Source organism: Enterobacter cloacae complex sp. IR5384, assembly GCF_049237265.1.
In the GTDB taxonomy this organism is placed as follows: domain Bacteria; phylum Pseudomonadota; class Gammaproteobacteria; order Enterobacterales; family Enterobacteriaceae; genus Enterobacter; species Enterobacter cloacae.
The window spans coordinates 21,714-45,509 of record NZ_JBMKHJ010000003.1; the positions used below are offsets into that span (position 1 = coordinate 21,714).

Here is a 23,796-nt window from a genome sequence, read left to right on the forward strand (position 1 = left end):
TTTGTGCTGTTGTCCCAGTCTAAGCGAGAAGCACAAAAGTGCAAAAAAAAGTGCGAACGTCGCGGTTGAAAACACCGGTTCCAGACCCATTTTAAGAATGTAACCCGATAACGAACACGCCTGATGGGTGTTCGGGGGCGCAATGGCCTGTCCATGGTGGAAGGCTAAAATTTCTCGCTGATTTCAGGAGCTTTTATTTATGCGTAACTTCGATCTTTCCCCGCTATACCGTTCTGCAATTGGTTTTGACCGCCTGTTTAACCATTTAGAAAATAACCAAAGCCAGAGCAACGGCTACCCTCCATACAATGTTGAGCTGGTTGATGAAAACCACTACCGCATCGCCATTGCTGTCGCCGGTTTTGCAGAGAGCGAACTGGAGATCACCGCGCAGGACAACCTGCTGGTGGTGAAAGGTTCACATACGGCCGAGCAGAAAGAACGTACCTACCTTTACCAGGGCATTGCCGAGCGCAACTTTGAACGCAAGTTCCAGTTAGCTGAGAACATTCACGTTAAAGGCGCGAATCTGGTCAACGGTCTGCTGTTTATCGAGCTGGAACGTGTGATTCCGGAAGAGAAAAAACCGCGCCGTATCGAAATTAATTAATGCCGCGGGTCGCGTCAGCGGCCCACTCAGAATTGCTTGCCGAACCGGGAGCATATGCGAATCCACAAGGATTTGCAGGAACAACTGTGCACAAAAATAAACTGTGCCGAACTCGCTTCTCAGAAGGAGATTTAGTATGCGTAACTACGATTTATCCCCCCTGCTGCGTCAGTGGATTGGTTTTGACAAACTGGCTAGCGCCCTGCAAAGCACCACTGAGCACCAGACGTTTCCGCCGTACAACATCGAAAAAAGCGACGATAACCACTATCGCATCACGCTGGCGCTGGCCGGGTTCCGCCAGGACGATCTGGATATCCAGCTCGAAGGCACGCGTCTGACCGTGAAAGGGTCGCCGGAAAAACAAGAAACCGAGACCAAATGGCTGCATCAGGGGTTGGTGACTCAGCCGTTTACCCTGAGCTTTACCCTGGCAGATCATATGGAAGTCTCCGGCGCGACCTTTACCAACGGGTTGCTGCATATTGACCTGGTCCGTAACGTGCCGGAAGCCATCGCGCCACAGCGTATCGCCATTAGCGAGCGGCCGGCGCTGAATAGTTAATGCTGTGCGGGCTGGTGCCCTCACCCCCGGCCCTCTCCCACAGGGAGAGGGTGAAAAGATAAAGCCCTGCTCCGGCAGGGCTTTTTTGTGCGCCATCGCCCATACAACCGCCCGCGGCTCTGAGAGAATCCTTATCATAACTAAGGTTATGCAAGGAAGTGGATCATGAGTGATATCGCGTTAACCGTCAGCGTGTTGGCCCTGGTCGCTGTTGTTGGATTATGGATTGGCAACATCAAAATCCGTGGCGTCGGGTTTGGGATCGGTGGGGTGCTGTTTGGCGGCATTTTTGTCGGACACTTTGCTGATAAACTCGGGCTGGTTCTCAGCGCCGATATGCTCCACTTTACGCAGGAGTTCGGCCTGATCCTCTTCGTCTATACCATCGGCATTCAGGTCGGGCCGGGCTTTTTTGCTTCCCTGCGGGTTTCCGGATTACGCCTCAATCTGTTTGCCCTCGGCATCGTCGTAATGGGCGGGCTGGTCACCGCTATCCTGCATAAACTCTTCGCCATTCCGTTGCCCGTGGTGCTGGGCATTTTCTCCGGGGCCGTGACTAACACGCCCGCGCTGGGTGCGGGCCAGCAAATCCTGCGCGATTTAGGTATCGAACCCGGCATTGTCGACCAGATGGGGATGAGCTACGCCATGGCTTATCCGTTCGGGATTTGCGGCATTCTGCTCTCCATGTGGCTGGTTCGGGTGCTCTTTCGCATTAACGTCGACAAAGAGGCGAAGGACCACGAAACCACACTTACCAACGGCCATATGCCGATCAAAACCATCAACATCCGCGTCGATAACCCCAATCTGAACAACATGGCGATTCAGGACGTGCCGATCCTGAACAGCGCCAATATCATCTGCTCGCGCCTTAAACGTGACGAGATGCTGATGGTGCCCGCGCCTGGCACCATTATCCGGCAAGGCGATCTGCTGCATCTTGTCGGGCAGCCCGGGGATTTAAACAACGCGCGGCTGGTGATTGGTCAGGAAGTGGATACCTCGCTCTCAACCCGCGGCACCGACATGCGCGTGGAGCGAGTGGTGGTAACTAACGAGCACGTTCTGGGCAAGAAAATACGCGATTTGCAGGTAAAAGAACGTTACGACGTGGTTATCTCTCGTCTCAATCGCGCCGGTGTTGAACTGGTCGCCAGCCCGGAAGCCAGCCTGCAGTTCGGCGATATTCTTAACCTGGTCGGGCGTCCGTCGTCCATTGACGCCGTGGCGGATATGGTCGGTAACGCTCAGCAAAAACTGCAGCAGGTACAAATGCTGCCGGTGTTTATCGGTATCGGGCTGGGGGTGCTGCTTGGCTCCATTCCGCTGTATATACCGGGGTTCCCGGTGGCCCTCAAGCTGGGTCTGGCGGGTGGGCCGCTGATTATGGCGCTGATCCTCGGGCGAATCGGCTGTGTCGGTAAGCTCTACTGGTTTATGCCGCCGAGCGCCAACCTGGCGCTGCGCGAGCTGGGCATTGTGCTGTTTCTGGCGGTCGTCGGGCTAAAATCCGGTGGCGATTTTGTCGATACCCTGGTCAGGGGGGAAGGGATGAGTTGGGTCGGCTACGGCATCTTCATCACCGCGATCCCGCTGCTGACGGTCGGCATACTGGCGCGAATGTTCGCTAAAATGAACTATCTGACGCTGTGCGGCATGCTGGCGGGGTCAATGACGGATCCACCGGCGCTGGCCTTTGCCAATAGCCTGCACGCCACCAGCGGCGCGGCGGCGCTGTCGTACGCTACGGTCTATCCGCTGGTCATGTTCCTGCGCATCATCACCCCGCAGCTACTGGCGGTGCTGTTCTGGGGGATGAGTTAGCAGGTCGTCCGGGTGGATGCGCCGCAGATGGTAGTCCACCTGGTAATCACTGGTATTTCGGAACATCACGGAATAGTTAAGGAACTCGCCGCTGTCGCTGTAGGAGAGAGAGGTAATGCGCAGCAGCGGCGTTTGCTCCGGCAGGTTCATGTAACCAGCGAGTTGTTTATCGGCCAGTACCGGCGTCAGGCTCTCGTAATTGCCGCTGATTGTAATTCCGCACTCCTTCTCGATGTAATCAAACTTTGACCCTTCCAGATGCGCCAGCGAGAGGTTGCGAAACAGCTTCACGGGCATAAAGCTGTCCTCCAGCATCAGCGGTTTTCCGTCCACGTAGCGCACCCGGCGGGAAAAGTAGATCCGCTCATCCACCTGGATCCGCAGCTGGCTGGCGATGGCGGGCGGGGCGGGCATCACTTCAAACTGCAACACCTTGCTCTGTACCTCTTTGCCCTGCTGACGCAGTACCTCCACCAGCCCGGTGAGGTTGGTGGTTTCATGGTGCACAACTTTGCGTGCTACAAACGTCCCGCTGCCGTGCCGCCGCTCAACCAGCCCCCAGTTCACCAGCAGATCCAGCGCCTTGCGAATGGTCATGCGCGCCACGCCAAACTCCTGCGCCAGCGCTTTCTCACCCGGAATGGGGCTGCCGATGTTGTAGTCCGATGAATTCAGCCGTAGCCGTAATCGATCGGCAATGGATTTGTAGATCACCAGTAGACCTCTCTGCCCGTATCAGGGTGTGGATTGCATCCTGACATGTCCATATTTACAGCGAAAAGTAGACCTTATTGGTCAAAATAAAACCATGAATGCGATCACGAATCGCAGCGGCACGCCATGTTCGCGCATCAGTAACTTCTTATGCTCACCTCAGGCCAGCACAAAACCATAAAGGCCTCTCTCCCCTACAGGTTGTTACGTGAGGATTTAAAGATGCTCAGTCAAATACAACGTTTTGGTGGTGCCATGTTTACCCCGGTGTTGCTGTTTCCCTTTGCCGGGATCGTGGTGGGAATCGCCATCATGCTTCGCAATCCGCTTTTCGTGGGCGAAGCCTTAACGGCTCCTGATAATCTGTTCGCGCAGATCGTGCACATCATTGAAGAGGGCGGCTGGGCGGTGTTCCGCAATATGCCGCTGATTTTTGCCGTTGGCTTACCGATTGGTCTGGCGAAACAGGCGCAGGGCCGCGCCTGTCTGGCGGTGCTGATCAGCTTCCTGACCTGGAACTACTTCATCAACGCGATGGGGATGACCTGGGGCCACTTCTTTGGCGTCGACTTTTCCGCCGAACCGACGGCGGGAAGCGGGCTGGCGATGATTGCCGGGATCAAAACCCTTGATACCAGCATTATTGGGGCGATTGCGATTTCCGGTATTGTCACTGCGATCCATAACCGCTTTTTCGAGAAACCACTGCCGGTTTTCCTGGGCATTTTCCAGGGCACCTCGTTTGTGGTGATTATCGCGTTTTTCGTCATGATCCCCTGCGCCTGGCTGACGCTGCTGGGCTGGCCGAAAGTGCAGATGGGCATTGAGTCCCTGCAGGCGTTCTTACGCTCCGCCGGTGCGCTCGGTGTCTGGGTGTATACCTTCCTGGAACGCATTCTGATCCCAACCGGGCTGCACCACTTCGTCTACGGTCCGTTTATCTTTGGCCCGGCCGCCGTTGAGGGTGGGATCCAGGTCTACTGGGCGCAGCATCTTCAGGCGTTCAGCCAGAGCACGCTGCCGCTGAAAACCCTGTTCCCGGAAGGTGGTTTCGCGCTGCACGGTAACGCTAAGGTGTTTGGATCGGTCGGGATTGCGCTGGCGATCTGGTACACCGCCTCACCAGAAAACCGCGTCAAGGTCGCGGGCCTGCTGATCCCGGCCACGCTTACCGCCGTGCTGGTGGGGATTACCGAACCGCTGGAATTTACTTTCCTGTTTATCTCGCCGTTGCTGTTTGCCATTCACGCCGTGCTGGCGGCCACCATGGCGACGGTGATGTACACCTTTGGCGTGGTGGGCAACATGGGCGGTGGCCTGCTGGACCAGTTCCTGCCGCAAAACTGGATCCCCATGTTCCATAACCACGCTTCAATGGTATTCACCCAGATCGGCATCGGCGTCTGCTTTACCGGCCTTTACTTCGTGGTCTTCAAAACGCTGATTGAGCGTCTGAACCTCAAAACCCCGGGTCGTGAAGAGAGTGAAATCAAACTCTACAGCAAGGCGGACTATAAGGCGGCGCGCGGACAAACCACCGCCCCGGCTGCCGCCAGCCAGCAGGTCGGCCAAGCCGCCGGATTCCTGCAGGCGCTGGGCGGCGCGGCCAACATCGAAAGCATCAACAACTGCGCCACCCGCTTGCGTATCGCGCTGGTCGACATGGCGCAAACCCAAAGCGATGAGGTCTTCAAAGCCCTCGGCGCACACGGCGTAGTGCGACGCGGCAACGGCATACAGGTGATCGTTGGCCTGCACGTTCCGCAGGTGCGCGACCAGCTGGAATCGCTGATGAAAACCCCTTTAACGAATGAACAAACCACCCTGACAGAGGCTATATCATGAAAAAATTCTCAGTTGTCATTGCAGGCGGCGGCAGCACCTTTACGCCTGGTATCGTCCTGATGCTGTTAGCCAACCGTGACCGTTTCCCGCTGCGTGCCCTGAAGTTTTATGACAACGATGGCGCACGTCAGGAAACCATCGCCGAGGCGTGCAAAATTATCCTTAAGGAACAGGCACCGGAGATTGAGTTTAGCTACACCACCGATCCAAAAGCGGCGTTTACCGATGTGGATTTCGTGATGGCGCACATCCGCGTGGGCAAATACCCGATGCGCGAAAAAGACGAGAAAATTCCGCTGCGTCACGGTGTGCTGGGTCAGGAAACCTGCGGCCCGGGTGGGATCTCTTACGGCATGCGCTCAATCGGCGGCGTACTGGAACTGGTGGATTATATGGAGCAGTACTCCCCGAACGCGTGGATGCTGAACTACTCCAACCCGGCGGCGATTGTGGCGGAAGCGACGCGCCGCCTGCGTCCGCATGCCAAAATTCTCAACATCTGCGATATGCCAATCGGTATTGAAGGGCGCATGGCGCAGATTGTGGGCCTGAAAGACCGCAAACAGATGCGCGTGCGTTACTACGGCCTGAACCACTTCGGCTGGTGGACATCGATTGAAGATCTGAACGGTAACGATCTGATGCCGAAACTGAGCGAATACGTGGCGAAACACGGCTATGTTCCGCCTTCGGAAGATGCGCATACCGAAGCGAGCTGGAACGATACCTTCGCCAAAGCCAAAGACGTGCAGGCGCTCGATCCAGATACCATGCCAAACACCTATCTGAAGTATTACCTGTTCCCGGACTACGTGGTCGCGCACGCCAACCCGGAGCGGACCCGCGCCAATGAAGTTATGGATCACCGTGAGAAGCATGTATTCAGTTCGTGCCGGGCGATTATAGAAGCCGGAAAATCCTCTGCCGGGGAGCTGGAGATCGACGAACATGCCTCGTACATCGTCGATCTGGCGACGGCGATTGCCTTTAATACCCAGGAGCGGATGCTGCTGATTGTGCCAAACAACGGGGCCATTCATAACTTTGATGCCGACGCGATGGTGGAAATTCCGTGTCTGGTGGGCCATAACGGGCCGGAGCCTCTCACCGTGGGCGATATCCCGCACTTCCAGAAAGGGCTGATGAGCCAGCAGGTGGCGGTGGAAAAACTGGTGGTGGATGCCTGGGAGCAACGCTCGTACCAGAAACTCTGGCAGGCAATCACCCTGTCAAAAACCGTACCGAGCGCGTCGGTCGCGAAAGCGATTCTGGATGACCTGATCGAGGCCAATAAGGATTACTGGCCAGAGCTGCATTAACCCTCCTGACCGGCATCGCCTGATGCCGGTCTCCTTGTCCTGGCCGATTTACGCTATGCTGAAGCCTGCCTGCAGCATGACAAGGAGCCTTCATGAAAATTTCCCGCCTCGGTGAAGCCCCGGACTACCGCTTCTCGCTGGCCAATGAACGTACATATCTGGCGTGGATCCGTACCGCGCTGGGCTTTCTGGCCGCCGGCGTCGGTCTTGATCAGCTCGCGCCCGATTTCGCCACGCCGTTGATTCGTGAAGTGCTGGCGCTGTTGCTGTGCCTGTTTGCGGGCGTACTGGCGATTTACGGCTATCTGCGCTGGCTGCGTAACGAAAAGGCGATGCGCCTGAAGCAGGATCTGCCCTATACGCGTGGGTTACTGATCATCAGTGCGATTTTGCTAACAGTGGCGGGCGTGGTGATGGTGCTGGTGGTGTATGGCGGATAGTCGCAAAGCGCGGCGCGAAGCGGACCCCGGCCTGCAGCCGGAGCGGACGTCGCTGGCGTGGCTACGCACGCTGCTGGGGTATGGCGCGCTGATTGCCCTGGCGATTAAGCACAACTGGCACCGCACGGGGCTACCCTTCTGGATCTCACTGGTTGTGCTGGCGCTGGTGGCCATCATTTTATGGCGCTATACCCGCAGCCGTAACGTGATGGACGTGGCGCAGGACGATTTTGTGCAGCCGAAGGCGGTGCGGGATAAGTTCCTCATCGCCCTGGCCGTGCTGTCGCTATCACTGCTGTTTGCGGTAACCCACATTCAACAAATTGTGCACCTGTAGGCCGGGTAAGGCGCAGCCGCCACCCGGCATAATTACTTCCCTTTCGCCAGATACTTCGCCATCTCGTCTTCCGGCACCATGCCGCCGCCGGTCGCCCACACCAGATGGGTGACGTTGGCATCAGCCTGAACACGCAGCGGCCCGGCCATGCCCGCCAGCGCCGATGGCTCCAGACGAATCCCTTCCTCCTGCGCCAGCCAGCCGAGCATGTCGTACATGCTTTGATCGGAAAGGGTATAGAACCCGTCGAGCAGACGTTCCATCGCGCGGCCGACGAAGCCCGACGCGCGTCCGACCGCCAGCCCGTCCGCTGCCGTCACGTTGTCGATACCCAGATCCTGCACGGCAATCTCATCGTGCAGGCCGGTATAAACCCCCAGCAGCATGCACGGGGAGTGCGTGGGCTCGGCAAAGAAGCAGTGAACGTTGTCGCCAAACGCCAGCTTCAGACCAAACGCCACACCGCCAGGACCCCCGCCAACGCCGCACGGCAGATAGACATACAGCGGGTGCTCTGCATCCACCACACGGCCCTGTTCGGCAAACTGCGCCTTCAGGCGCTCGCCGGCAACAGCATAGCCCAGGAACAGGGTGCGGGAGTTTTCATCGTCGATAAAGAAGCAGTTCGGGTCGTTTTCCGCCGCTTTTCGCCCTTGTTCCACTGCCACGCCATAATCCTGCTCATATTCCACGACGGTAACGCCATGGCTGCGCAGTTTGGCTTTCTTCCACTCGCGGGCGTCGGCGGACATATGTACCGTCACCTTAAAGCCGATGCGTGCGCTCATGATGCCGATGGACATTCCCAGGTTGCCGGTTGAACCCACCGCAATGCTGTACTGGCTAAAGAAGTCTTTAAAGCGCGGTTCCAGCAGGATGCTGTAGTCATCTTCAGTGCTCAGCAATCCCGCTTCCAGCGCCAGTTTTTCCGCGTGGGTCAGCACCTCATAGATGCCGCCGCGCGCTTTAATCGAGCCGGAGATGGGCAGATGACTGTCTTTTTTCAGCAGCAGCGTTCCGGGAAGAGCCTTGCCAGATTCTCTCTCTATCCGTTTTTTCATGGCCGGAATAGCAACCAGCTCAGATTCGATAATCCCGCCCGTTGCCGCGGTTTCCGGGAAGGCTTTCGCCAGATATGGCGCGAAGCGGTTGAGGCGCGCATGCGCGTCGTCCACGTCGGCTTTGGTCAGCCCGACATAGGGCAACCCTTCTGCAAGCGAAGTGGTTCGTGGGTTAAGCCACGTGGTTTCTTTCAGGGCAATCAGATCCTCAACCAGAGGAAACTGTGCGGTTAAAGCAGTGATAGTTGCGTTTTCCATAATACGTCTCGTCGCGCTCAGATAATGAAAGAAAGCAGGAATGTGCCGCCAAGTGCAAGCACCGAGGCGATAAACGTCGCCGTCGTATAGTATTTGAAGGTCTCATTCAGGGTCGCGCCGCAGTATTGCTTGACCAGCCAGAAGAGCGAATCGGTCACGATCGTGCAGCCAATAGCGCCGGAACCGATGGCAATGGTGATGATCTCCGGGCTTACGTTCGGGTAGAGCGGCAGCATCAGCGCGAGGAACGGGTGAAACTTCAGTTTTACGATGGTTAAAACAATCAACACAATGCTGACAAGCAGCGTTACCACAACCCAGACCGGCGATCCCATATCTCACCTCACCCTTATGTCATCTGTGGGTATTGGACGAAAAAACGGCGTGAGCTGACAAACGATAAAAATTGCCGTTCAGGTGAGCCAGATTGGATCAACTGAGTGACTGAACTCAAAAAAGCGCACTTATTTCGCTGTTGGTTCACATAAATTCATGCCTGGGCGGTATGCTGGGCGCAGAAATAACGTGTGAGAATTGTGATGACCGATGCGAATGAAGTCAGAAACCGGCTGCTAAATGGCTGGCAACTGTCAAAAATGTACACTTTTGAAGTGGCTGCCCGGCATGAATCCTTCGCGCTGGCGGCGGCGGAACTGTCGCTCAGCCCCAGCGCGGTGAGCCACCGCATCAACCTGCTGGAAGAGGAGTTGGGCATTCAGCTGTTTGTCCGCTCGCACCGTAAAGTTGAGCTGACGCAGGAGGGAAAGCGCGTTTACTGGACCCTAAAATCATCCCTCGACACCCTGAATCAGGAGATCCTGGATATTAAAAACCAGGCGCTGTCCGGTACGCTGACGGTGTATTCCCGGCCGTCAATCGCCCAGTGCTGGCTCGTCCCCATGCTGGGGGATTTTACCCGCCGTTATCCGTCGATATCTCTCACCATTCTCACCGGCAATGAGTACGTCAATATGCAGCGAACCGGCATCGATCTGGCCATCTATTTCGACGATACGCCACCAAACTACCTTTCTCATCACTTCTTGATGAACGAGGAGATTTTGCCCGTCTGCTCGCCCGCGTATGCCCGCGAGCATGCGCTGTTGAAAAACCCCGATAACCTCAGCCACTGCACGTTACTGCACGACCGTCAGGCCTGGAGTAATGATTCCGGTACGGATGAGTGGCTCAGCTGGGCGCAGCATTTTGCGATGAATATGCCGTCATCATCGGGTATTGGCTTCGATCGTTCCGATTTAGCGATAGTGGCAGCCATGAATCATGTGGGCGTGGCGATGGGGAGAAAGCGGCTGGTGCAAAAGCGCCTTGAGCGGGGCGAGCTTATCGCCCCGTTTGGCAACAAGACCCTCAAATGCCATCAGCACTATTACATCTCAACGCTTCCCGGCCGTCAGTGGCCGAAAATTGACGCCTTTATTGGCTGGCTAAGAGAACTGGCAGGCTGAAGAATTATTACGCTTTGACGCTACACCAAATGCGAGAAAGCGTGCTAAATACAGGTAATGCTTTTGATTTATCCAGGGTAAGCCGTGTTAAAGCCTCTTATTGCGACCGCGTTACTTCTCTCTTCCGGCTGGGCGATAGCCGCCGAGCCGCCGCTGACGGCTGCGCTTTATGCACAAAAGCTGGGTGTGGGTATGGACGTGGACTGGGCGCGCACCGAGCGCGGGATACGGGAATTCGACCCGCTGGTGGTACGCGACTTTCGCGCGAAAGGCATCAGCCATGTGCGTATTCGTGTGGCCGATGAGCCGACCGAAGCACGGCTGATCCACCTGCGTAAGCTGGTGGAAGCCTGCGAGCAGTACGGCGTGATCCCGATTATCGCGTATCAGGCGGACAGCTATAAAAACGATCCGAAAGCCGATAACGAAAAAGAGGTTACCGACTGGTGGATTGCCGTGGCGCACTATTTCGGCAAACGTTCGCCGCTGCTGGGCTTTGACCTGATTTATGAGCCTGCGGACAAGCTCAACCACAACGCAGCCTCGCTCAACCGGGTGTATGAGAAAACCATCAAGGTCATCCACAGCATTGATGCGGACCGGATGATCTTCATCGCTCCCCGCCTGCGTGCGGCCCCCGAAGATCTCCCCAGCCTCAAGCTGCCTGCGCACAGCCAAAACTTCCTGCTGGCGGAGTGGCATATCTTCCCCTGGGGGCCGCTGAAAAATAACGGCAAATACCCGTGGACCTCCGGTACGGCGGCGGAGAAAGCGGCGATTCACAATCGCATCGCGACGGCGCTGCGCTGGCAACAAAAAACCGGACACGTCAGCTGGGTCGGGGGCTGGGGCGTGGGGGAGTCAAACCGCTTTACACCCACCGCGTCGCAAATGGCCTTTGCCACGTTTATGGCCTGCGAGCTGCAAAAGGCGAAAATACCCTACGCGATTAACGCCGATTTCCAGTTTTATGACGGAGAGGAGGGGGCCTGGCGGCCAGCGCCAGAGCCTCTGCTGGAGGCGATGATTGCCCCGGCGTGTGAAAAGCCCGGCGAGAAGCCGGGCCATCATGCGGTTAAACAGGCTGCTCGTGGTGGGGAACACGCGACGCCAGCGGCAGCCAGCACAGCAAAATCAGTAGCCCCATCAGCGTCATCAGTAAACCCAAACTAGCCTGCCCGGTTTGCGGCATCATGGCGGAGAGCCAGGCCAGCGCGCCGGAACCGATGTTTTGCAAACCGCCCACCAGCGCACCCGCCGTACCCGCGAGGAACGGGAACGGCTCCATGGCGCCGCTGGTGGCAAGCGGGAACAGCATCCCCGCGCCGAAGAAGAACAGCGCCGCCGGGATCAGCAGCGTCCAGACGGTCATTATGCCAAACAGACCCGGGATCCACATCATCAGGCCAGCCAGCAGGCAGCTGATTACAGACTGCCACATCAGCGTTGAGAAGCGTTTGTTCTGACGTCCGGCGAACCAGGCCCCAAAGAACGCCGCCGGGATCGGCAGGATAAACAGAATACTTACCACCATGCTGCTCAGGCCAAGCCCCGCTCCCAGCAGCACGCCGGAGCAGGCTTCGAACACCGCAATGCCCGCCAGACCGCCGATCAGCATCAGCAGGTAACAGGTAAAAGCCCCGTTGCCGAACAGCGTTTTGTAGCTGGCGAGAAGCTTCGTGCGCGGTGCGTCCTGGGGACGGGTTTCCGGCATCCAGCGCGCCATGCTGAAGGTGACAATCACGCACAGCACCAGCAGGAAGGCATAGCAGGCGCGCCAGGACCACATTGTGTCCAGCAGGCCGCCAATCAGCGGTGCCAGCAGCGGGCTGACCAGAATACCCATATTCAACAGGCTGTTGGCATGGCGGAGTTGCGTGCCTTGATACATATCGCGCGGTAAGGTACGCGCCATCACCCCACCGACGCCCGTGCCTACCCCCTGCAGCGCGCTGGCGGCAATCAGTACGGTCAGGCTATGGGTGGTAATAGCAATCACCGTCGCGACCATGAAAATGCACATGCCGGTCAGAATGACCGGACGGCGGCCAATGCGGTCGGATAATGGCCCGTAGAACAGCTGCGAAACGCCATAGGTCAGCAGGTAGGCGGCCATCACGCTTTGTACCGCGCCCTCGCGGACGTTGAGTTCCTTTGCCATGTCGGCAATCGCCGGAATGTAGATGGTTTGCGCCATCTGACCGACGGCCACCAGTAACACCAGCATCAACAATAAGTTAACGTTCCTTTGTTTTTTCATGTCGCTGAATACTTTTGCCAAAAGAGAAAAATGAAGAATAAGTGACTACGCATTCCCATAAATGCGCGAGGAATCTACCACAATGAGATGACAAATTAAGCATTGTCATGATGAATGAAGGAGAGGATGAAGGCAGGTTTTGTAAACAAGAACGGCAACTAATGTTGCCAGTGAATTACGCCAGACGCAGCAGGATCGCACCGGCTGCAATACCCAACGCGGCAGCGATACGCAGACCGGCAACCTTTTCTTTTAAAAGCACAAATGCGATCAGCGCACCGAAGAGTATGGAGGTTTCACGTAGCGCAGCGACAACCGCCAGCGGAGCCTGCGTCATCGCCCATAAGGCCAGGCCATACGAGCCCATGGTTCCCACCCCACCGAGCAACCCCTTTTTCCAGTGCAAACGCAGGTAGCTGGAAGCTTCGCGGCGTCGCGCCACAATTGCCCAGCACAGCAGGCAGAAGCCGTTCATAAAGAAGGTCCACAGCGTATAGCCCAGCGCGGTATCCGATAAACGTACGCCCGTTCCGTCCACCAGCGTATAGCCGGCGATAAAGCAGGCGTTCAGCAGTGCCAGCCAGATCCCCTTGCGGGACTGCAATCGGCCATTCATCGCCATCGCGAGGATCGACAGGCAGATCACCCCGATGCCCGCCCAGGCGAGCCAGGAGAGGCTATCCCCGAGCACCAGCACGCTGATCAGCGCCACCAGCAGTGGGGCTGTTCCGCGCATCAGCGGATAGGTCTGGCTCATGTCTGAGACCTGATACGTCTTCGCCACCAGTACCGTGTACACCACCTGCAGCGCGCAGGAGACCACTAAAAATGGCCAGCTGGCTACGGAGGGTTGAGGAGAAAATGGCAATAAAACCAGCGCAATGAGCGCGGCGGAGCCGCTAACGCTGATTGCCGAGTAAAGCTTATCCGTTCCGGCTTTGACAATGGCGTTCCAGCTGGCATGCAGCAGTGCGGCGAACAGCAAAATACAGAAAACGGAGAGGGTCATGGCGTCTTTGGCGGTGAATTGTCACTCAACTGTAACATTCACGACCTGATGTCGCCAGCCAGCTACACCGCGCAAAAGAGACGATGGGTGACCCGTGGCTCGTCTGACACCAGCCTGAAGCCTGCCCGACGGTAGAAGCCGCAGGCCGTATCGGGTGCATGGGTATTGAGGAAATCAAACCAGATGCTGGCATCGGCCATTACCACCGTTAACAGCTGTTTACCAATGCCCAGACCGCGGCACTTCTCGCTGACATAAAGATGGCGAATACGTCCGGCACGCGGCTGCTGGCTGAACGGATCGCGGTTAAGGCCGCAGACGCCCACCAGCTTGCCGTTTAAAAAGGCACCCAGCAGCTTTTCACCCGGCGCGTTAAAGCGGTTTTCACCGCGCTGCCAGTTCTCTTCCAGCCTGCGCAGCATATTGAAATTCGCCGCGATGCTTTCGGCTTTCAGCGCGATATACCCGGGCTCTTCCGGCGTGATGGGTTCAATTAACAGACGCGACATAGCATTCCCTCGTTATTAAAGAGGGGCGGTTGCCCGCCCCTCTCAGGTGCGACTTGAACCTGAATCACCGAAGGTATTTCAGGACAGCATCAAGCAGTTGCAGAACAGCAACAATGAGTTTGAGGATAAGTATCACCATATCCACTACGCTCATACGCGTCTCCTTTTGGTAAAAAGGAGCACGATGCTGGCGTACCTTTCCGCCGCCTGTTGCCAGCACCTCGATTGACGTAACACAGTGTGCTCACTTCAGAGGGTTAAGGCACTGACGGCACCACCCGTTTCAGCCAGGACTTCGTTGCGCCGGTAGAACTGCGGCCCCCTCGCTCACTGCGAACATCCTCAGTATAGATAAATACTGTATGCATGAACAGTATTTTGTGGACAAAATTCGAAACCCATTCCATACTCAAAAACGTCAAAATCCGTGCCGGAATTGCGCGTTCGTCTTCGATCGCATATACTTCGTGCGTTGACGTAACACAGTGTGTTCTGCGGCAACCAACCGCAAAACCCTGAAAAAACCTCGCTCCGGCGGGGTTTTTTGTTTTCTGCTTTCTGTACCGAACGGGATGCTGGTTGACTTATTGGCAACGTACCCGGCAGAAATAAGGTACATATCAATGTTTCAGTTAATAATCCTTAAATATATGTTATTTAAATAAAATTAAGTCTGTTTATTTTTAACGTGAATGAGTATTTAAATAAAATTAACAGATTTGAATTGCTAAGTTTTTCAACGTATATTCACATAACCATAAAAAAAGTATGGATAGGTTATGCAAGCATCTGATTACTTGAAGATGAAGTTCCAGAGCGACAGGCAGTTAGCTATTTATGGACAACAAGGCGTTGCTGGGACATGGAAAGCATTAAAGGGGATCGGTTCTGATATTTACTCAGGAATGGAGCGTGTTAGTTGGTATTCATCATGCTTAATCCCCAGCTATCACGATGTGTGTGAAGAGTTACTCTCAGAAGAAAAAAGGATGTACCTCTCAATTGTGTCTATTTACCGTTATCGCAATGTAATAGCACACATGCTCTATCTTTATTTTGAAAGCATTATGACTGATTCTGAAAATGGGAATGAAAAAAATCGCGTTCGCAAGACGGATTCAAACGTAACCGGCCTTGTTAAAAACATCCCGGCAAGCAAGGCAGCGCGTTTAGCGATAGCATGGACGCTGGCCAAATCCCTTTCGGAATCCGGCTTACTTTCAGAGATCGTCGTCGAACGGCTTGCACGCCGTGTACCCAATGTTGTTATGGCTCTGCAGCTGATGGGTACGGACCAGAAGTGCGCTCTTGCTGCCCGTCGTCTGAAAGTGTTGGATCCTAATTATTACGCCACCCTTTATGCTGCACAACTGGAGATGCTTTACTACTTTTTTGAACCATTCCTGGCTGAAATCATTAAGAAAGTGCAAACGGGATTCTACAAGGATTTTGATGCGATCTATAACGACTTAAAGGATAAGTAGAATGTTTAAGAGTCTGCTATCCATTCTTTTTACAGATGTTTTATTCCCCGTTTATATTTTTGCTTGCGCCTCTTTGTTTCTCTGGCTGGTGCCCAACCACTGGGTATTATTAACGTTCATTGCTATCGTCGTATTTATTATTGTTCATCCGATAATTTTCGGCCGCTTTGATAAGTACGATTGAGTTTTATAAAAAGGAGTTTGTATGTCAAATCCGGCTTATTTGTTTCTGACAGATGAAAATGGTTCGCCAATGGTAGGTCCCTGCCTGGTGTCAGGGCGTGAAGGCGCAATTGAACTTAAATCGTTCACTCATAACGTCAATATCCCGGTCGACGGGAATACCGGGAAATTAACGGGCACGCGCATACATATGCCCGTCATGTTCCAGAAGGAATTTGATCGTGTCACTCCGTTTTTATTTCGGGCGTTGAGTACGGGGAGAACGCTTCAGTCAGCCACCATAAAGATGTATCAGATTAATGAGGCTGGTTTAGAGCAGGAGTATTTTAATATCATTATGGAGAATGTAAAAATAACTTCTATTACACCCGATTTGTATCCAGGTGCCAACACCGGAACACACCTCGAAACGGTTCTCATACGCTATGAGAAAATCACCTGGAAACATTGCGACGGAAATGTCGTCTATAGTGACGCCTGGAATGAGCGAGCAACATACTAAAACGTGATCCCTGACGCATTTTTGCGCAGATGAAAATATTTCCATTGTCACGCCCGAAAACCTGTGTTTGTATAAATTCAATCAATGATTCCAAACACAGGTCCCCCATGACTGCATCCATGAACACCGCGACCCTACTAAAAACTGCGCAACCAGCCGCAGTGGTCGTCGTGCGTGTGGTGGTGGTCGTCGGCAATGCGCCGTAGGGACTGGATCAACACACGAATCCAAAACCCCGCCGGCGCAAACCGGGCGGGGTTTTTCGTTTAGGACCCCTCCCCGGAAAGTCGGCCCATAAAAGGACTGGAGCATGGCAAGTTCGGGCACAACATCCACCAAGACGCGTTTTACGGGCGCGCAGTTGATTGTTCATTTACTGGAACGACAGGGCATTACCACGGTTGCGGGTATTCCGGGCGGTACGGTGCTGCCGCTGTATGACGCGTTAAGCCAAAGCACGAAGATCCGCCACGTGCTGGCGCGTCATGAGCAGGGAGCGGGTTTTATCGCTCAGGGCATGGCGCGTACGCAGGGTAAACCGGCAGTCTGTATGGCCTGTAGCGGTCCGGGGGCGACCAACCTGGTAACCGCCATCGCCGACGCGCGTCTCGACTCCATTCCGCTGATTTGCATTACCGGCCAGGTGCCGTCCTCAATGATCGGTACCGATGCGTTCCAGGAAGTGGATACCTACGGTATCTCTATCCCCATCACCAAACATAACTATTTAGTTCGCGATATTGCCGAGCTTCCTCAGGTTATCAGCGATGCGTTCCGCATTGCGCAGTCCGGTCGTCCAGGCCCGGTGTGGATAGACATTCCTAAGGATGTCCAGACCGCAGAAATTGAGATCGACGTCCTGCCGGAGCCGGGCGAGCGAGCACCCGCGCCAGAATTCAGCGCTGAGAGCGTGCGCGATGCCGCGGCCATGATCAACGCCGCTAAACGTCCGGTGCTCTATCTGGGCGGCGGGGCAATCAATGCCGCAGATGAAATCCGTCAGTTCGCTGAAAAAGCCAACCTGCCTACCACCATGACCCTGATGGCGCTCGGTATGCTGCCTAAAGCGCATCCGCTGTCATTAGGAATGCTGGGCATGCACGGCGCGCGCAGCACTAACTACATCCTGCAAGAGGCGGATTTGCTGATTGTGATGGGCGCGCGTTTTGATGACCGGGCGATTGGTAAAACCGAGCAGTTCTGCCCGAACGCAAAAATCATTCACGTGGATATCGACCGCGCCGAGCTGGGTAAAATCAAACAACCGCACGTGGCGATTCAGGGGGACGTGGCCGACGTGCTGGCACAGCTGATCCCGCAAACGGACGCAACTGATCGCGCCGACTGGCGTCAGATGGTGGCGGATCTGCAACGCGAGTTCCCGGGCGCGATCCCAACCGAAGGCGACCTGCTGAGCCACTACGGGCTGATTAACGCCGTGGCCGCCTGCGTGGACGACAGCGCGATTATTACCACCGACGTTGGGCAGCACCAGATGTGGACCGCCCAGGCCTATCCGCTGAACCGTCCGCGTCAGTGGCTGACCTCCGGCGGCCTGGGAACCATGGGCTTTGGTCTGCCTGCGGCAGTGGGTGCGGCGCTGGCGAACCCGGACCGCAAGGTGATCTGTTTCTCCGGTGACGGCAGCCTGATGATGAACATTCAGGAGATGGCCACCGCGGCCGAAAATCAGTTAGACGTTAAAATCATCCTGATGAACAACGAGGCGCTGGGGCTGGTACACCAGCAGCAGAGCCTGTTCTACAAGCAGGGAGTGTTTGCGGCAACCTATCCGGGGATGATTAACTTTATGCAGATTGCCGCCGGTTTTGGCCTGCATACCTGCGATCTGAACGCAGAAGAGGACGCCCACGCAGCGCTGCAGGCGGCGATCTCTCGTCCGGGCCCGGCGCTGATCCACGTCCGTATCGACCCTGAACAAAAAGTGTATCCGATGGTGCCGCCGGGTGCGGCAAATACTGAGATGGTGGGGGAATAAGCCATGCAGAAACAACATGAAAACGTCATTCTGGAACTCACCGTCCGCAACCACCCTGGCGTCATGACCCACGTCTGCGGGCTGTTTGCCCGTCGCGCGTTTAACGTCGAAGGCATTCTCTGTCTGCCGATTCAGGGCAGCGAGCACAGCCGCATCTGGCTACTGGTCAATGACGATCAGCGTCTGGAGCAGATGATGGCCCAGATCGACAAGCTGGAAGACGTCACCAGAGTGGCGCGCAACCAGTCCGATCCCACCATGTTTAACAAAATTGCGGTGTTCTTCGAATAGATCGCTTAAGGTAAGCGTCTTTCGCTCTTGTAGGCCGGATAAGCGCAGCGCCATCCGGCGTTTTCAGACCGCAGGAACAGACATGACCACCATCGCTCTCATCGACGACCACCTTATCGTTCGCTCCGGCTTTGCCCAGCTTCTAAACCTCGAACCGGATTTTCAGGTGGTGGCAGAGTTCGGCTCGGGGCGCGAGGCGCTGGCGGGCCTGCCGGGGCGTGGCGTACAGGTCTGTATCTGTGACATCTCAATGCCAGATCTCTCCGGGCTGGAGCTGTTAAGTCAGTTACCGAAAGGGATGGCGATTATCATGCTCTCGGTTCATGACAGCCCGGCGCTGGTGGAGCAGGCGCTCAATGCCGGTGCGCGTGGGTTTCTGTCAAAACGCTGTAGCCCGGATGAGCTGATCGCCGCCGTGCGCACCGTCTCGACGGGCGGCTGCTACCTGACGCCGGATATCGCCCTCAAGCTGGCGGCCGGACGGCAGGATCCGCTTACCCGGCGTGAGCGTCAGGTGGCAGAAAAACTCGCGCAGGGGATGGCGGTAAAAGAGATTGCCGCCGAACTGGGTTTGTCGCCCAAAACCGTGCACGTTCACCGCGCCAACCTGATGGAAAAACTCGGCGTCAGCAACGACGTCGAGCTGGCGCGCCGTATGTTCGATAGCTGGCAATGAACCCGTTGATTTCGCGGCTGATCGCCGTTGTTGCCAGCTTTTTTATCTTCTCTGCCGCCTGGTTCTGCCTGTGGAGCATCAGCCTGCATCTGGTGGAACGCCCGGAGCTGGCGGTGCTGCTGTTTCCCTTTGGCCTGCGTCTGGGGCTGATGTTGCAATGCCCGCGCGGCTACTGGCCGGTTTTGTTGGGCGCAGAGTGGTTGATGCTGATCTGGTTGTCGCAGGTGGTCGCCCTCGCGCATCTGCCCTTATTGATGACCGGAAGCCTGCTCACGCTCCTCCCGGTTGCGTTGATTTCCCGCTATCGTCACCAGCGCGACTGGCGCACGCTGCTGCGCCAGGGGGCGGCGCTGATTGCTGCCGCGCTGCTGCAATCCCTGCCGTGGGTAGGCGAAAAGGAGATGCTTAACGCCCTGCTGCTGACCCTGACCGGCGGCCTGACGCTGGCACCCACCTGTCTGGTTTTCTGGCACTATCTCACCAGCACTGTCTGGCAGCCGCTCGGGCCATCGCTGGTCTCCCAGCCGGTTAACTGGCGCGCCCGACATCTCATCTGGTATCTGCTGCTGTTTGTGGTGAGCCTGTGGCTGCAGCTTGGCCTGCCTGCTGAGCTTTCCCGTTTTACCCCGTTTTGTCTGGCGCTGCCGATCATTGCTCTCTCCTGGCATTACGGCTGGCAGGGGGCGCTGATCGCCACGCTGATGAACGCTATCGCGCTGATTGCCAGCCAGACCTGGCACGATCACCCGGTCGATTTACTGCTCTCTCTGCTGGCGCAGAGCCTGACCGGGCTGCTGCTCGGGGCAGGTATTCAGCGCCTGCGTGAGCTGAACCAGTCCCTGCAAACCGAACTGTCGCGCAATCGCCGCCTGGCAGAACGCCTGCTGGAGACCGAAGAGAGCGTGCGCCAGGAGGTGGCGCGCGAACTGCATGACGACATCGGCCAGACCATTACCGCCATTCGCACCCAGGCGGGCATTGTTCAGCGCCTGGCGGCGGATAACGCCGGAGTGAAGCAGGGCGGGGCGCATATCGAACAGCTCTCTCTTGGCGTGTACGATTCGGTGCGTCGCCTGCTGGGCAGGCTCCGTCCGCGCCAGCTGGACGATCTCTCTCTGGAACAGGCGGTGCGCTCCCTGATGCGCGAGATGGAGCTGGAAAGCCGCGGAATTGTCAGCCATCTCGACTGGCGCATTGATGAATCATTGCTGAGTGAAGGCCAGCGCGTCACGCTGTTCCGCGTCTGTCAGGAAGGGCTGAACAATATCGTCAAACACGCCAACGCCAGCGCGGTGACGCTGCAGGGCTGGCAGCAGGATGAAAGCCTCAGGCTGGTGATTGAGGACGACGGCTGCGGCCTGCCGCCGGGCTCGGGGCAGCAGGGGTTTGGCCTGGCGGGCATGCGCGAGCGCGTGAAGGCGCTGGGCGGCACGCTGAATATCTCCTGCACCCACGGGACGCGCGTCAGCGTCAGCCTGCCGCTAAGGAGCCATCATGTTTAAAACCCCCGCAAACGCCGCGCCGATAGGCAACAAAGCGGAGATCGACGCCCGCTACCGCTACTGGCGTCGTCATATCCTGATCACTATCTGGCTCGGCTACGCATTGTTCTACTTTACCCGCAAAAGTTTCAACGCCGCCGCGCCGGAAATCCTTGCCAGCGGCGTGATGACGCGCACCGATATCGGCCTGCTGGCGACGCTGTTCTACATCACCTACGGCCTGTCGAAATTCTTCTCCGGCATCGTCAGCGACCGCTCCAACGCCCGCTATTTTATGGGTTTTGGACTAATCGCCACCGGCGTGGTGAACATTCTGTTTGGCTTCTCCACCTCGCTCTGGGCCTTTGCCCTGCTGTGGGCGCTGAACGCCTTTTTCCAGGGCTGGGGCGCGCCGGTCTGCGCCCGCCTGCTCACGGCGTGGTATTCGCGCAACGAGCGCGGCGGCTGGTGGGCTATCTGGAACACCGCGCATAACGTCGGTGGCGCGCTGATCCCAATGGTGGTGGGCGCAGCGGCGCTGCACTACGGCTGGCGCGCGGGGATGATGATTGCCGGTGGTCTGGCGATCCTGGCCGGGTTGTTCCTCTGCTGGCGGCTGCGCGACAGGCCACAAACCGTGGGGCTGCCCGCGGTGGGCGACTGGCGGCACGATGAAATGGAAGTGGCGCAACAGCTTGAGGGGGCGGGGCTGACGCGCAAAGAGATCCTCACCAAATACGTGCTGTTAAACCCGTATATCTGGCTGCTGTCGCTTTGCTACGTGCTGGTCTACGTGGTGCGCGCGGCCATCAACGACTGGGGTAACCTGTACATGTCCGAGACGCTGGGGGTGGACCTGGTGACCGCCAACTCGGCGGTGACGATGTTCGAGCTGGGCGGGTTTATCGGCGCGCTGGTGGCGGGCTGGGGTTCGGATAAGCTCTTCAACGGCAACCGTGGCCCAATGAACCTCATCTTTGCGGCAGGAATCTTACTCTCCGTCGGTTCGCTGTGGCTGATGCCGTTCGCCAGCTACGTGATGCAGGCGGCGTGCTTCTTTACCATCGGCTTCTTCGTGTTTGGCCCGCAGATGCTGATCGGCATGGCGGCGGCAGAATGCTCGCATAAAGAGGCGGCCGGTGCGGCGACGGGCTTCGTCGGGCTGTTCGCCTACCTGGGCGCGTCCCTCTCCGGCTGGCCGCTGGCGCGGGTGATCGACATCTGGCACTGGAGCGGTTTCTTTGCCGTGATCGCCATCGCGGCGGGGATATCGGCCCTGCTGCTGCTGCCGTTTTTGCATGCGCAGGCGCCGCGTGAAGCCAGTGTGATGTGATGCGCCTCACCTTTTCACCCCGAGTGGCGCAAAACTAAGAAATTTTCCCGGTTTTACCTGGACGCTGTCTCAGGCATCTCTCCTGGCTGATTTTTACAATGCCTGCTATTCGCAGGTAAAAATCAGCTCAGGAGCAAACCATGCTGGCCTTCCTTAATCAGGTGCGCAAGCCGACCCTGGATCTGCCGCTCGACGTGCGGCGCAAAATGTGGTTCAAACCGTTCATGCAGTCCTATCTGGTGGTCTTTATCGGCTACCTGACCATGTACCTGATCCGCAAAAACTTTAACATCGCGCAGAACGACATGATCTCCACCTACGGGCTGAGCATGACGCAGCTGGGGATGATTGGCCTGGGCTTCTCCATCACCTACGGCGTGGGCAAAACCGTTGTCTCGTACTATGCAGACGGCAAAAACACCAAGCAATTCCTGCCGTTTATGCTGATCCTCTCCGCCATCTGTATGCTCGGCTTCAGCGCCAGCATGGGCGCGGGCTCCGTCAGCCTGTTCCTGATGATCGCCTTCTACGCCCTGAGCGGTTTCTTCCAGAGTACCGGTGGGTCGTGCAGCTACTCCACCATCACCAAATGGACCCCGCGCCGTAAGCGTGGTTCATACCTTGGCATGTGGAACATCTCCCACAACCTCGGCGGGGCGGGTGCGGCAGGGGTGGCGCTGTTCGGTGCTAACTACCTGTTTGACGGTCACGTCATCGGCATGTTTATCTTTCCGTCGATTATCGCCCTGATTGTCGGCTTTATCGGTCTGCGTTTCGGCAGTGACTCTCCGGAATCTTACGGCCTCGGTAAAGCCGAAGAGTTGTTCGGCGAGGCGATCAGCGAAGAGGACAAAGAGACCGAAGAGAACGAGATGACAAAATGGCAGATCTTTGTTGAGTACGTGCTGAAAAACAAAGTGATCTGGCTGCTCTGCTTCTCCAACATTTTCCTGTACGTGGTGCGCATCGGTATTGACCAGTGGTCGACCGTGTATGCCTTCCAGGAGCTGAAGCTCTCAAAAGAAGTCGCGATTCAGGGCTTCACCCTGTTTGAGGTGGGTGCGCTGGTCGGTACGCTGCTGTGGGGCTGGCTCTCTGACCTCGCCAACGGTCGTCGTGCGCTGGTGGCCTGCGTCGCGCTGGCGCTGATTATCGCTACCCTGGGCGTCTACCAGCACGCCAGCAACCAGTACGTTTACCTGGCGTCTCTGTTTGCGCTCGGCTTCCTGGTGTTTGGTCCGCAGCTGTTGATCGGCGTAGCGGCGGTAGGTTTTGTACCGAAAAAAGCGATCGGCGCCGCCGATGGGATTAAAGGCACCTTCGCCTACCTGATTGGCGACAGCTTCGCCAAGCTGGGTCTGGGGATGATTGCCGACGGCACGCCGATTTTCGGCCTCACCGGCTGGGCAGGCACCTTTGCGGCGCTGGATGCCGCCGCCATCGGCTGTATCGTCCTGATGGCGATGGTTGCGGTGCTCGAAGAACGTAAAATTCGCCGTGAAAATCGTGTGCAGAAATTAAAAGCAGCCTGAGTGTGCAGGTGACTTCTTTGCCCGGTGTGTGATGCCGGGCTTTTTTATTTTAAATTCCAGTTTTTACCCCGCTTTACACACTCGCCCCTCTCCTT

24 protein-coding genes, 1 pseudogene and 1 other annotated feature are annotated in these 23,796 nt (G+C 56.6%); of the genes and pseudogenes, 18 read left to right on the top strand and 7 right to left on the bottom strand.

Annotation, left to right across the window (positions count from 1 at the left end):
- Positions 1-133: 133 nt before the first annotated feature.
- Positions 134-206, top strand: a sequence feature (ROSE (Repression Of Heat Shock gene Expression) occurs in the 5'-region of heat shock genes and acts as an RNA thermometer to modulate expression.).
- The 3 genes from ibpA to ACOTX3_RS03710 all read left to right on the top strand — a co-directional run bounded on the left by ibpA (position 200) and on the right by ACOTX3_RS03710 (position 3,002).
- Entirely contained in the window at positions 200-610 is a 411-nt protein-coding gene (gene ibpA, locus ACOTX3_RS03700; protein WP_006177605.1) for a small heat shock chaperone IbpA, read from the top strand. It overlaps the preceding feature by 7 nt.
- Before the next feature lie 136 nt (positions 611-746).
- Positions 747-1,175, top strand: coding sequence for a small heat shock chaperone IbpB (gene ibpB / locus ACOTX3_RS03705; protein WP_058678970.1), 429 nt, complete (start codon positions 747-749; stop codon positions 1,173-1,175).
- Between the two features lie 165 nt (positions 1,176-1,340).
- Complete coding sequence (locus ACOTX3_RS03710; protein ID WP_013094791.1) at positions 1,341-3,002, top strand: putative transporter; 1,662 nt, start codon at positions 1,341-1,343, stop codon at positions 3,000-3,002.
- Here ACOTX3_RS03710 and ACOTX3_RS03715 read toward each other — a convergent pair.
- Positions 2,970-3,716: a GntR family transcriptional regulator gene (locus tag ACOTX3_RS03715; protein WP_127869125.1), complete on the bottom strand. Its 747-nt coding sequence runs from the start codon at positions 3,714-3,716 to the stop codon at positions 2,970-2,972. The genes ACOTX3_RS03710 and ACOTX3_RS03715 overlap by 33 nt on opposite strands.
- 222 nt (positions 3,717-3,938) lie before the next feature.
- Here ACOTX3_RS03715 and ACOTX3_RS03720 point away from each other — a divergent pair, with 222 nt between their 5' ends.
- The 4 genes from ACOTX3_RS03720 to ACOTX3_RS03735 all read left to right on the top strand — a co-directional run bounded on the left by ACOTX3_RS03720 (position 3,939) and on the right by ACOTX3_RS03735 (position 7,657).
- Positions 3,939-5,561 (top strand): alpha-glucoside-specific PTS transporter subunit IIBC, encoded by a 1,623-nt coding sequence (locus ACOTX3_RS03720; RefSeq protein ID WP_058678972.1) that lies wholly within the window; start codon positions 3,939-3,941, stop codon positions 5,559-5,561.
- A complete protein-coding gene (locus ACOTX3_RS03725) occupies positions 5,558-6,880 on the top strand; it encodes a 6-phospho-alpha-glucosidase (RefSeq protein ID WP_127869126.1) in 1,323 nt (440 codons plus the stop codon). Before ACOTX3_RS03720 ends, ACOTX3_RS03725 begins: the two co-directional genes overlap by 4 nt.
- A gap of 92 nt (positions 6,881-6,972) precedes the next feature.
- Complete coding sequence (locus ACOTX3_RS03730) at positions 6,973-7,320, top strand: YidH family protein (protein ID WP_013094795.1); 348 nt, start codon at positions 6,973-6,975, stop codon at positions 7,318-7,320.
- Positions 7,310-7,657, top strand: a complete 348-nt coding sequence (locus tag ACOTX3_RS03735; protein ID WP_013094796.1) for a DUF202 domain-containing protein — start codon at positions 7,310-7,312, stop codon at positions 7,655-7,657. The genes ACOTX3_RS03730 and ACOTX3_RS03735 overlap by 11 nt, the downstream gene beginning before the upstream one ends.
- A gap of 32 nt (positions 7,658-7,689) precedes the next feature.
- On the opposite strand, the gene dsdA is transcribed toward ACOTX3_RS03735, so the two are convergent.
- Together dsdA and ACOTX3_RS03745 are read right to left on the bottom strand one after the other, a co-directional pair.
- Positions 7,690-8,976, bottom strand: coding sequence for a D-serine ammonia-lyase (dsdA, locus tag ACOTX3_RS03740; protein ID WP_048972031.1), 1,287 nt, complete (start codon positions 8,974-8,976; stop codon positions 7,690-7,692).
- Positions 8,977-8,993: 17 nt separating this feature from the next.
- Positions 8,994-9,218 (bottom strand): annotated as a pseudogene (locus ACOTX3_RS03745) (DsdX permease); the annotation flags it as partial.
- Positions 9,219-9,515: 297 nt separating this feature from the next.
- Here ACOTX3_RS03745 and dsdC point away from each other — a divergent pair.
- Entirely contained in the window at positions 9,516-10,442 is a 927-nt protein-coding gene (dsdC, locus tag ACOTX3_RS03750) for a DNA-binding transcriptional regulator DsdC (RefSeq protein WP_058678974.1), read from the top strand.
- An 84-nt stretch (positions 10,443-10,526) separates the two neighbouring features.
- Positions 10,527-11,615, top strand: coding sequence for a glycoside hydrolase family 5 protein (locus ACOTX3_RS03755; protein WP_032618344.1), 1,089 nt, complete (start codon positions 10,527-10,529; stop codon positions 11,613-11,615).
- On the opposite strand, the gene emrD is transcribed toward ACOTX3_RS03755, so the two are convergent.
- The 4 genes from emrD to tisB form a co-directional block, all read right to left on the bottom strand.
- Entirely contained in the window at positions 11,518-12,702 is a 1,185-nt protein-coding gene (emrD, locus tag ACOTX3_RS03760; protein ID WP_038420858.1) for a multidrug efflux MFS transporter EmrD, read from the bottom strand. The genes ACOTX3_RS03755 and emrD overlap by 98 nt on opposite strands.
- Positions 12,703-12,877: 175 nt before the next feature.
- A complete protein-coding gene (locus ACOTX3_RS03765) occupies positions 12,878-13,711 on the bottom strand; it encodes an EamA family transporter (RefSeq protein ID WP_058678975.1) in 834 nt (277 codons plus the stop codon).
- A gap of 62 nt (positions 13,712-13,773) precedes the next feature.
- The gene (locus ACOTX3_RS03770; RefSeq protein WP_013094803.1) at positions 13,774-14,220 is read right to left on the bottom strand and encodes a GNAT family N-acetyltransferase; all 447 of its coding nucleotides are present in this window, start codon (positions 14,218-14,220) and stop codon (positions 13,774-13,776) included.
- Positions 14,221-14,284: 64 nt separating this feature from the next.
- A complete protein-coding gene (gene tisB, locus ACOTX3_RS03775; protein WP_020684667.1) occupies positions 14,285-14,374 on the bottom strand; it encodes a type I toxin-antitoxin system toxin TisB in 90 nt (29 codons plus the stop codon).
- Positions 14,375-14,999: 625 nt separating this feature from the next.
- Here tisB and ACOTX3_RS03780 point away from each other — a divergent pair.
- The 9 genes from ACOTX3_RS03780 to uhpT all read left to right on the top strand — a co-directional run bounded on the left by ACOTX3_RS03780 (position 15,000) and on the right by uhpT (position 23,701).
- Positions 15,000-15,704: a hypothetical protein gene (locus ACOTX3_RS03780; protein WP_058678976.1), complete on the top strand. Its 705-nt coding sequence runs from the start codon at positions 15,000-15,002 to the stop codon at positions 15,702-15,704.
- Between the two features lie 205 nt (positions 15,705-15,909).
- Positions 15,910-16,389 (top strand): Hcp family type VI secretion system effector, encoded by a 480-nt coding sequence (locus ACOTX3_RS03785; RefSeq protein WP_058678977.1) that lies wholly within the window; start codon positions 15,910-15,912, stop codon positions 16,387-16,389.
- A gap of 107 nt (positions 16,390-16,496) precedes the next feature.
- Complete coding sequence (ivbL, locus tag ACOTX3_RS03790) at positions 16,497-16,595, top strand: ilvB operon leader peptide IvbL (protein ID WP_071830013.1); 99 nt, start codon at positions 16,497-16,499, stop codon at positions 16,593-16,595.
- Positions 16,596-16,699: 104 nt separating this feature from the next.
- Positions 16,700-18,388 carry an acetolactate synthase large subunit gene (ilvB, locus tag ACOTX3_RS03795; protein WP_058678978.1) on the top strand — a complete coding sequence of 563 codons (1,689 nt, stop codon included), beginning with the start codon at positions 16,700-16,702 and terminating at the stop codon, positions 18,386-18,388.
- A gap of 3 nt (positions 18,389-18,391) precedes the next feature.
- On the top strand, positions 18,392-18,679 hold the full coding sequence (gene ilvN / locus ACOTX3_RS03800; RefSeq protein WP_001171659.1) for an acetolactate synthase small subunit: 288 nt from the start codon (positions 18,392-18,394) through the stop codon (positions 18,677-18,679).
- Between the two features lie 82 nt (positions 18,680-18,761).
- A complete protein-coding gene (uhpA, locus tag ACOTX3_RS03805; protein WP_013094809.1) occupies positions 18,762-19,355 on the top strand; it encodes a transcriptional regulator UhpA in 594 nt (197 codons plus the stop codon).
- Positions 19,352-20,857, top strand: a complete 1,506-nt coding sequence (gene uhpB, locus ACOTX3_RS03810) for a signal transduction histidine-protein kinase/phosphatase UhpB (protein ID WP_058678979.1) — start codon at positions 19,352-19,354, stop codon at positions 20,855-20,857. Before uhpA ends, uhpB begins: the two co-directional genes overlap by 4 nt.
- The gene (locus tag ACOTX3_RS03815) at positions 20,850-22,169 is read left to right on the top strand and encodes an MFS transporter (protein WP_013094811.1); all 1,320 of its coding nucleotides are present in this window, start codon (positions 20,850-20,852) and stop codon (positions 22,167-22,169) included. The genes uhpB and ACOTX3_RS03815 overlap by 8 nt, the downstream gene beginning before the upstream one ends.
- A gap of 140 nt (positions 22,170-22,309) precedes the next feature.
- Entirely contained in the window at positions 22,310-23,701 is a 1,392-nt protein-coding gene (gene uhpT, locus ACOTX3_RS03820) for a hexose-6-phosphate:phosphate antiporter (protein ID WP_013094812.1), read from the top strand.
- Positions 23,702-23,796: the final 95 nt, after the last annotated feature.

Coding starts and splice junctions, on each gene's coding strand:
- ibpA (WP_006177605.1), top strand. CDS start 200: ATGCGTAACTTCGATCTTTCCCCGCTATACCGTTCTGCAATTGGTTTT.
- ibpB (WP_058678970.1), top strand. CDS start 747: ATGCGTAACTACGATTTATCCCCCCTGCTGCGTCAGTGGATTGGTTTT.
- ACOTX3_RS03710 (WP_013094791.1), top strand. CDS start 1,341: ATGAGTGATATCGCGTTAACCGTCAGCGTGTTGGCCCTGGTCGCTGTT.
- ACOTX3_RS03720 (WP_058678972.1), top strand. CDS start 3,939: ATGCTCAGTCAAATACAACGTTTTGGTGGTGCCATGTTTACCCCGGTG.
- ACOTX3_RS03725 (WP_127869126.1), top strand. CDS start 5,558: ATGAAAAAATTCTCAGTTGTCATTGCAGGCGGCGGCAGCACCTTTACG.
- ACOTX3_RS03730 (WP_013094795.1), top strand. CDS start 6,973: ATGAAAATTTCCCGCCTCGGTGAAGCCCCGGACTACCGCTTCTCGCTG.
- ACOTX3_RS03735 (WP_013094796.1), top strand. CDS start 7,310: ATGGCGGATAGTCGCAAAGCGCGGCGCGAAGCGGACCCCGGCCTGCAG.
- dsdA (WP_048972031.1), bottom strand. CDS start 8,976: ATGGAAAACGCAACTATCACTGCTTTAACCGCACAGTTTCCTCTGGTT.
- dsdC (WP_058678974.1), top strand. CDS start 9,516: ATGACCGATGCGAATGAAGTCAGAAACCGGCTGCTAAATGGCTGGCAA.
- emrD (WP_038420858.1), bottom strand. CDS start 12,702: ATGAAAAAACAAAGGAACGTTAACTTATTGTTGATGCTGGTGTTACTG.
- ACOTX3_RS03765 (WP_058678975.1), bottom strand. CDS start 13,711: ATGACCCTCTCCGTTTTCTGTATTTTGCTGTTCGCCGCACTGCTGCAT.
- ACOTX3_RS03770 (WP_013094803.1), bottom strand. CDS start 14,220: ATGTCGCGTCTGTTAATTGAACCCATCACGCCGGAAGAGCCCGGGTAT.
- tisB (WP_020684667.1), bottom strand. CDS start 14,374: ATGAGCGTAGTGGATATGGTGATACTTATCCTCAAACTCATTGTTGCT.
- ACOTX3_RS03780 (WP_058678976.1), top strand. CDS start 15,000: ATGCAAGCATCTGATTACTTGAAGATGAAGTTCCAGAGCGACAGGCAG.
- ACOTX3_RS03785 (WP_058678977.1), top strand. CDS start 15,910: ATGTCAAATCCGGCTTATTTGTTTCTGACAGATGAAAATGGTTCGCCA.
- ivbL (WP_071830013.1), top strand. CDS start 16,497: ATGACTGCATCCATGAACACCGCGACCCTACTAAAAACTGCGCAACCA.
- ilvB (WP_058678978.1), top strand. CDS start 16,700: ATGGCAAGTTCGGGCACAACATCCACCAAGACGCGTTTTACGGGCGCG.
- ilvN (WP_001171659.1), top strand. CDS start 18,392: ATGCAGAAACAACATGAAAACGTCATTCTGGAACTCACCGTCCGCAAC.
- uhpA (WP_013094809.1), top strand. CDS start 18,762: ATGACCACCATCGCTCTCATCGACGACCACCTTATCGTTCGCTCCGGC.
- uhpB (WP_058678979.1), top strand. CDS start 19,352: ATGAACCCGTTGATTTCGCGGCTGATCGCCGTTGTTGCCAGCTTTTTT.
- ACOTX3_RS03815 (WP_013094811.1), top strand. CDS start 20,850: ATGTTTAAAACCCCCGCAAACGCCGCGCCGATAGGCAACAAAGCGGAG.
- uhpT (WP_013094812.1), top strand. CDS start 22,310: ATGCTGGCCTTCCTTAATCAGGTGCGCAAGCCGACCCTGGATCTGCCG.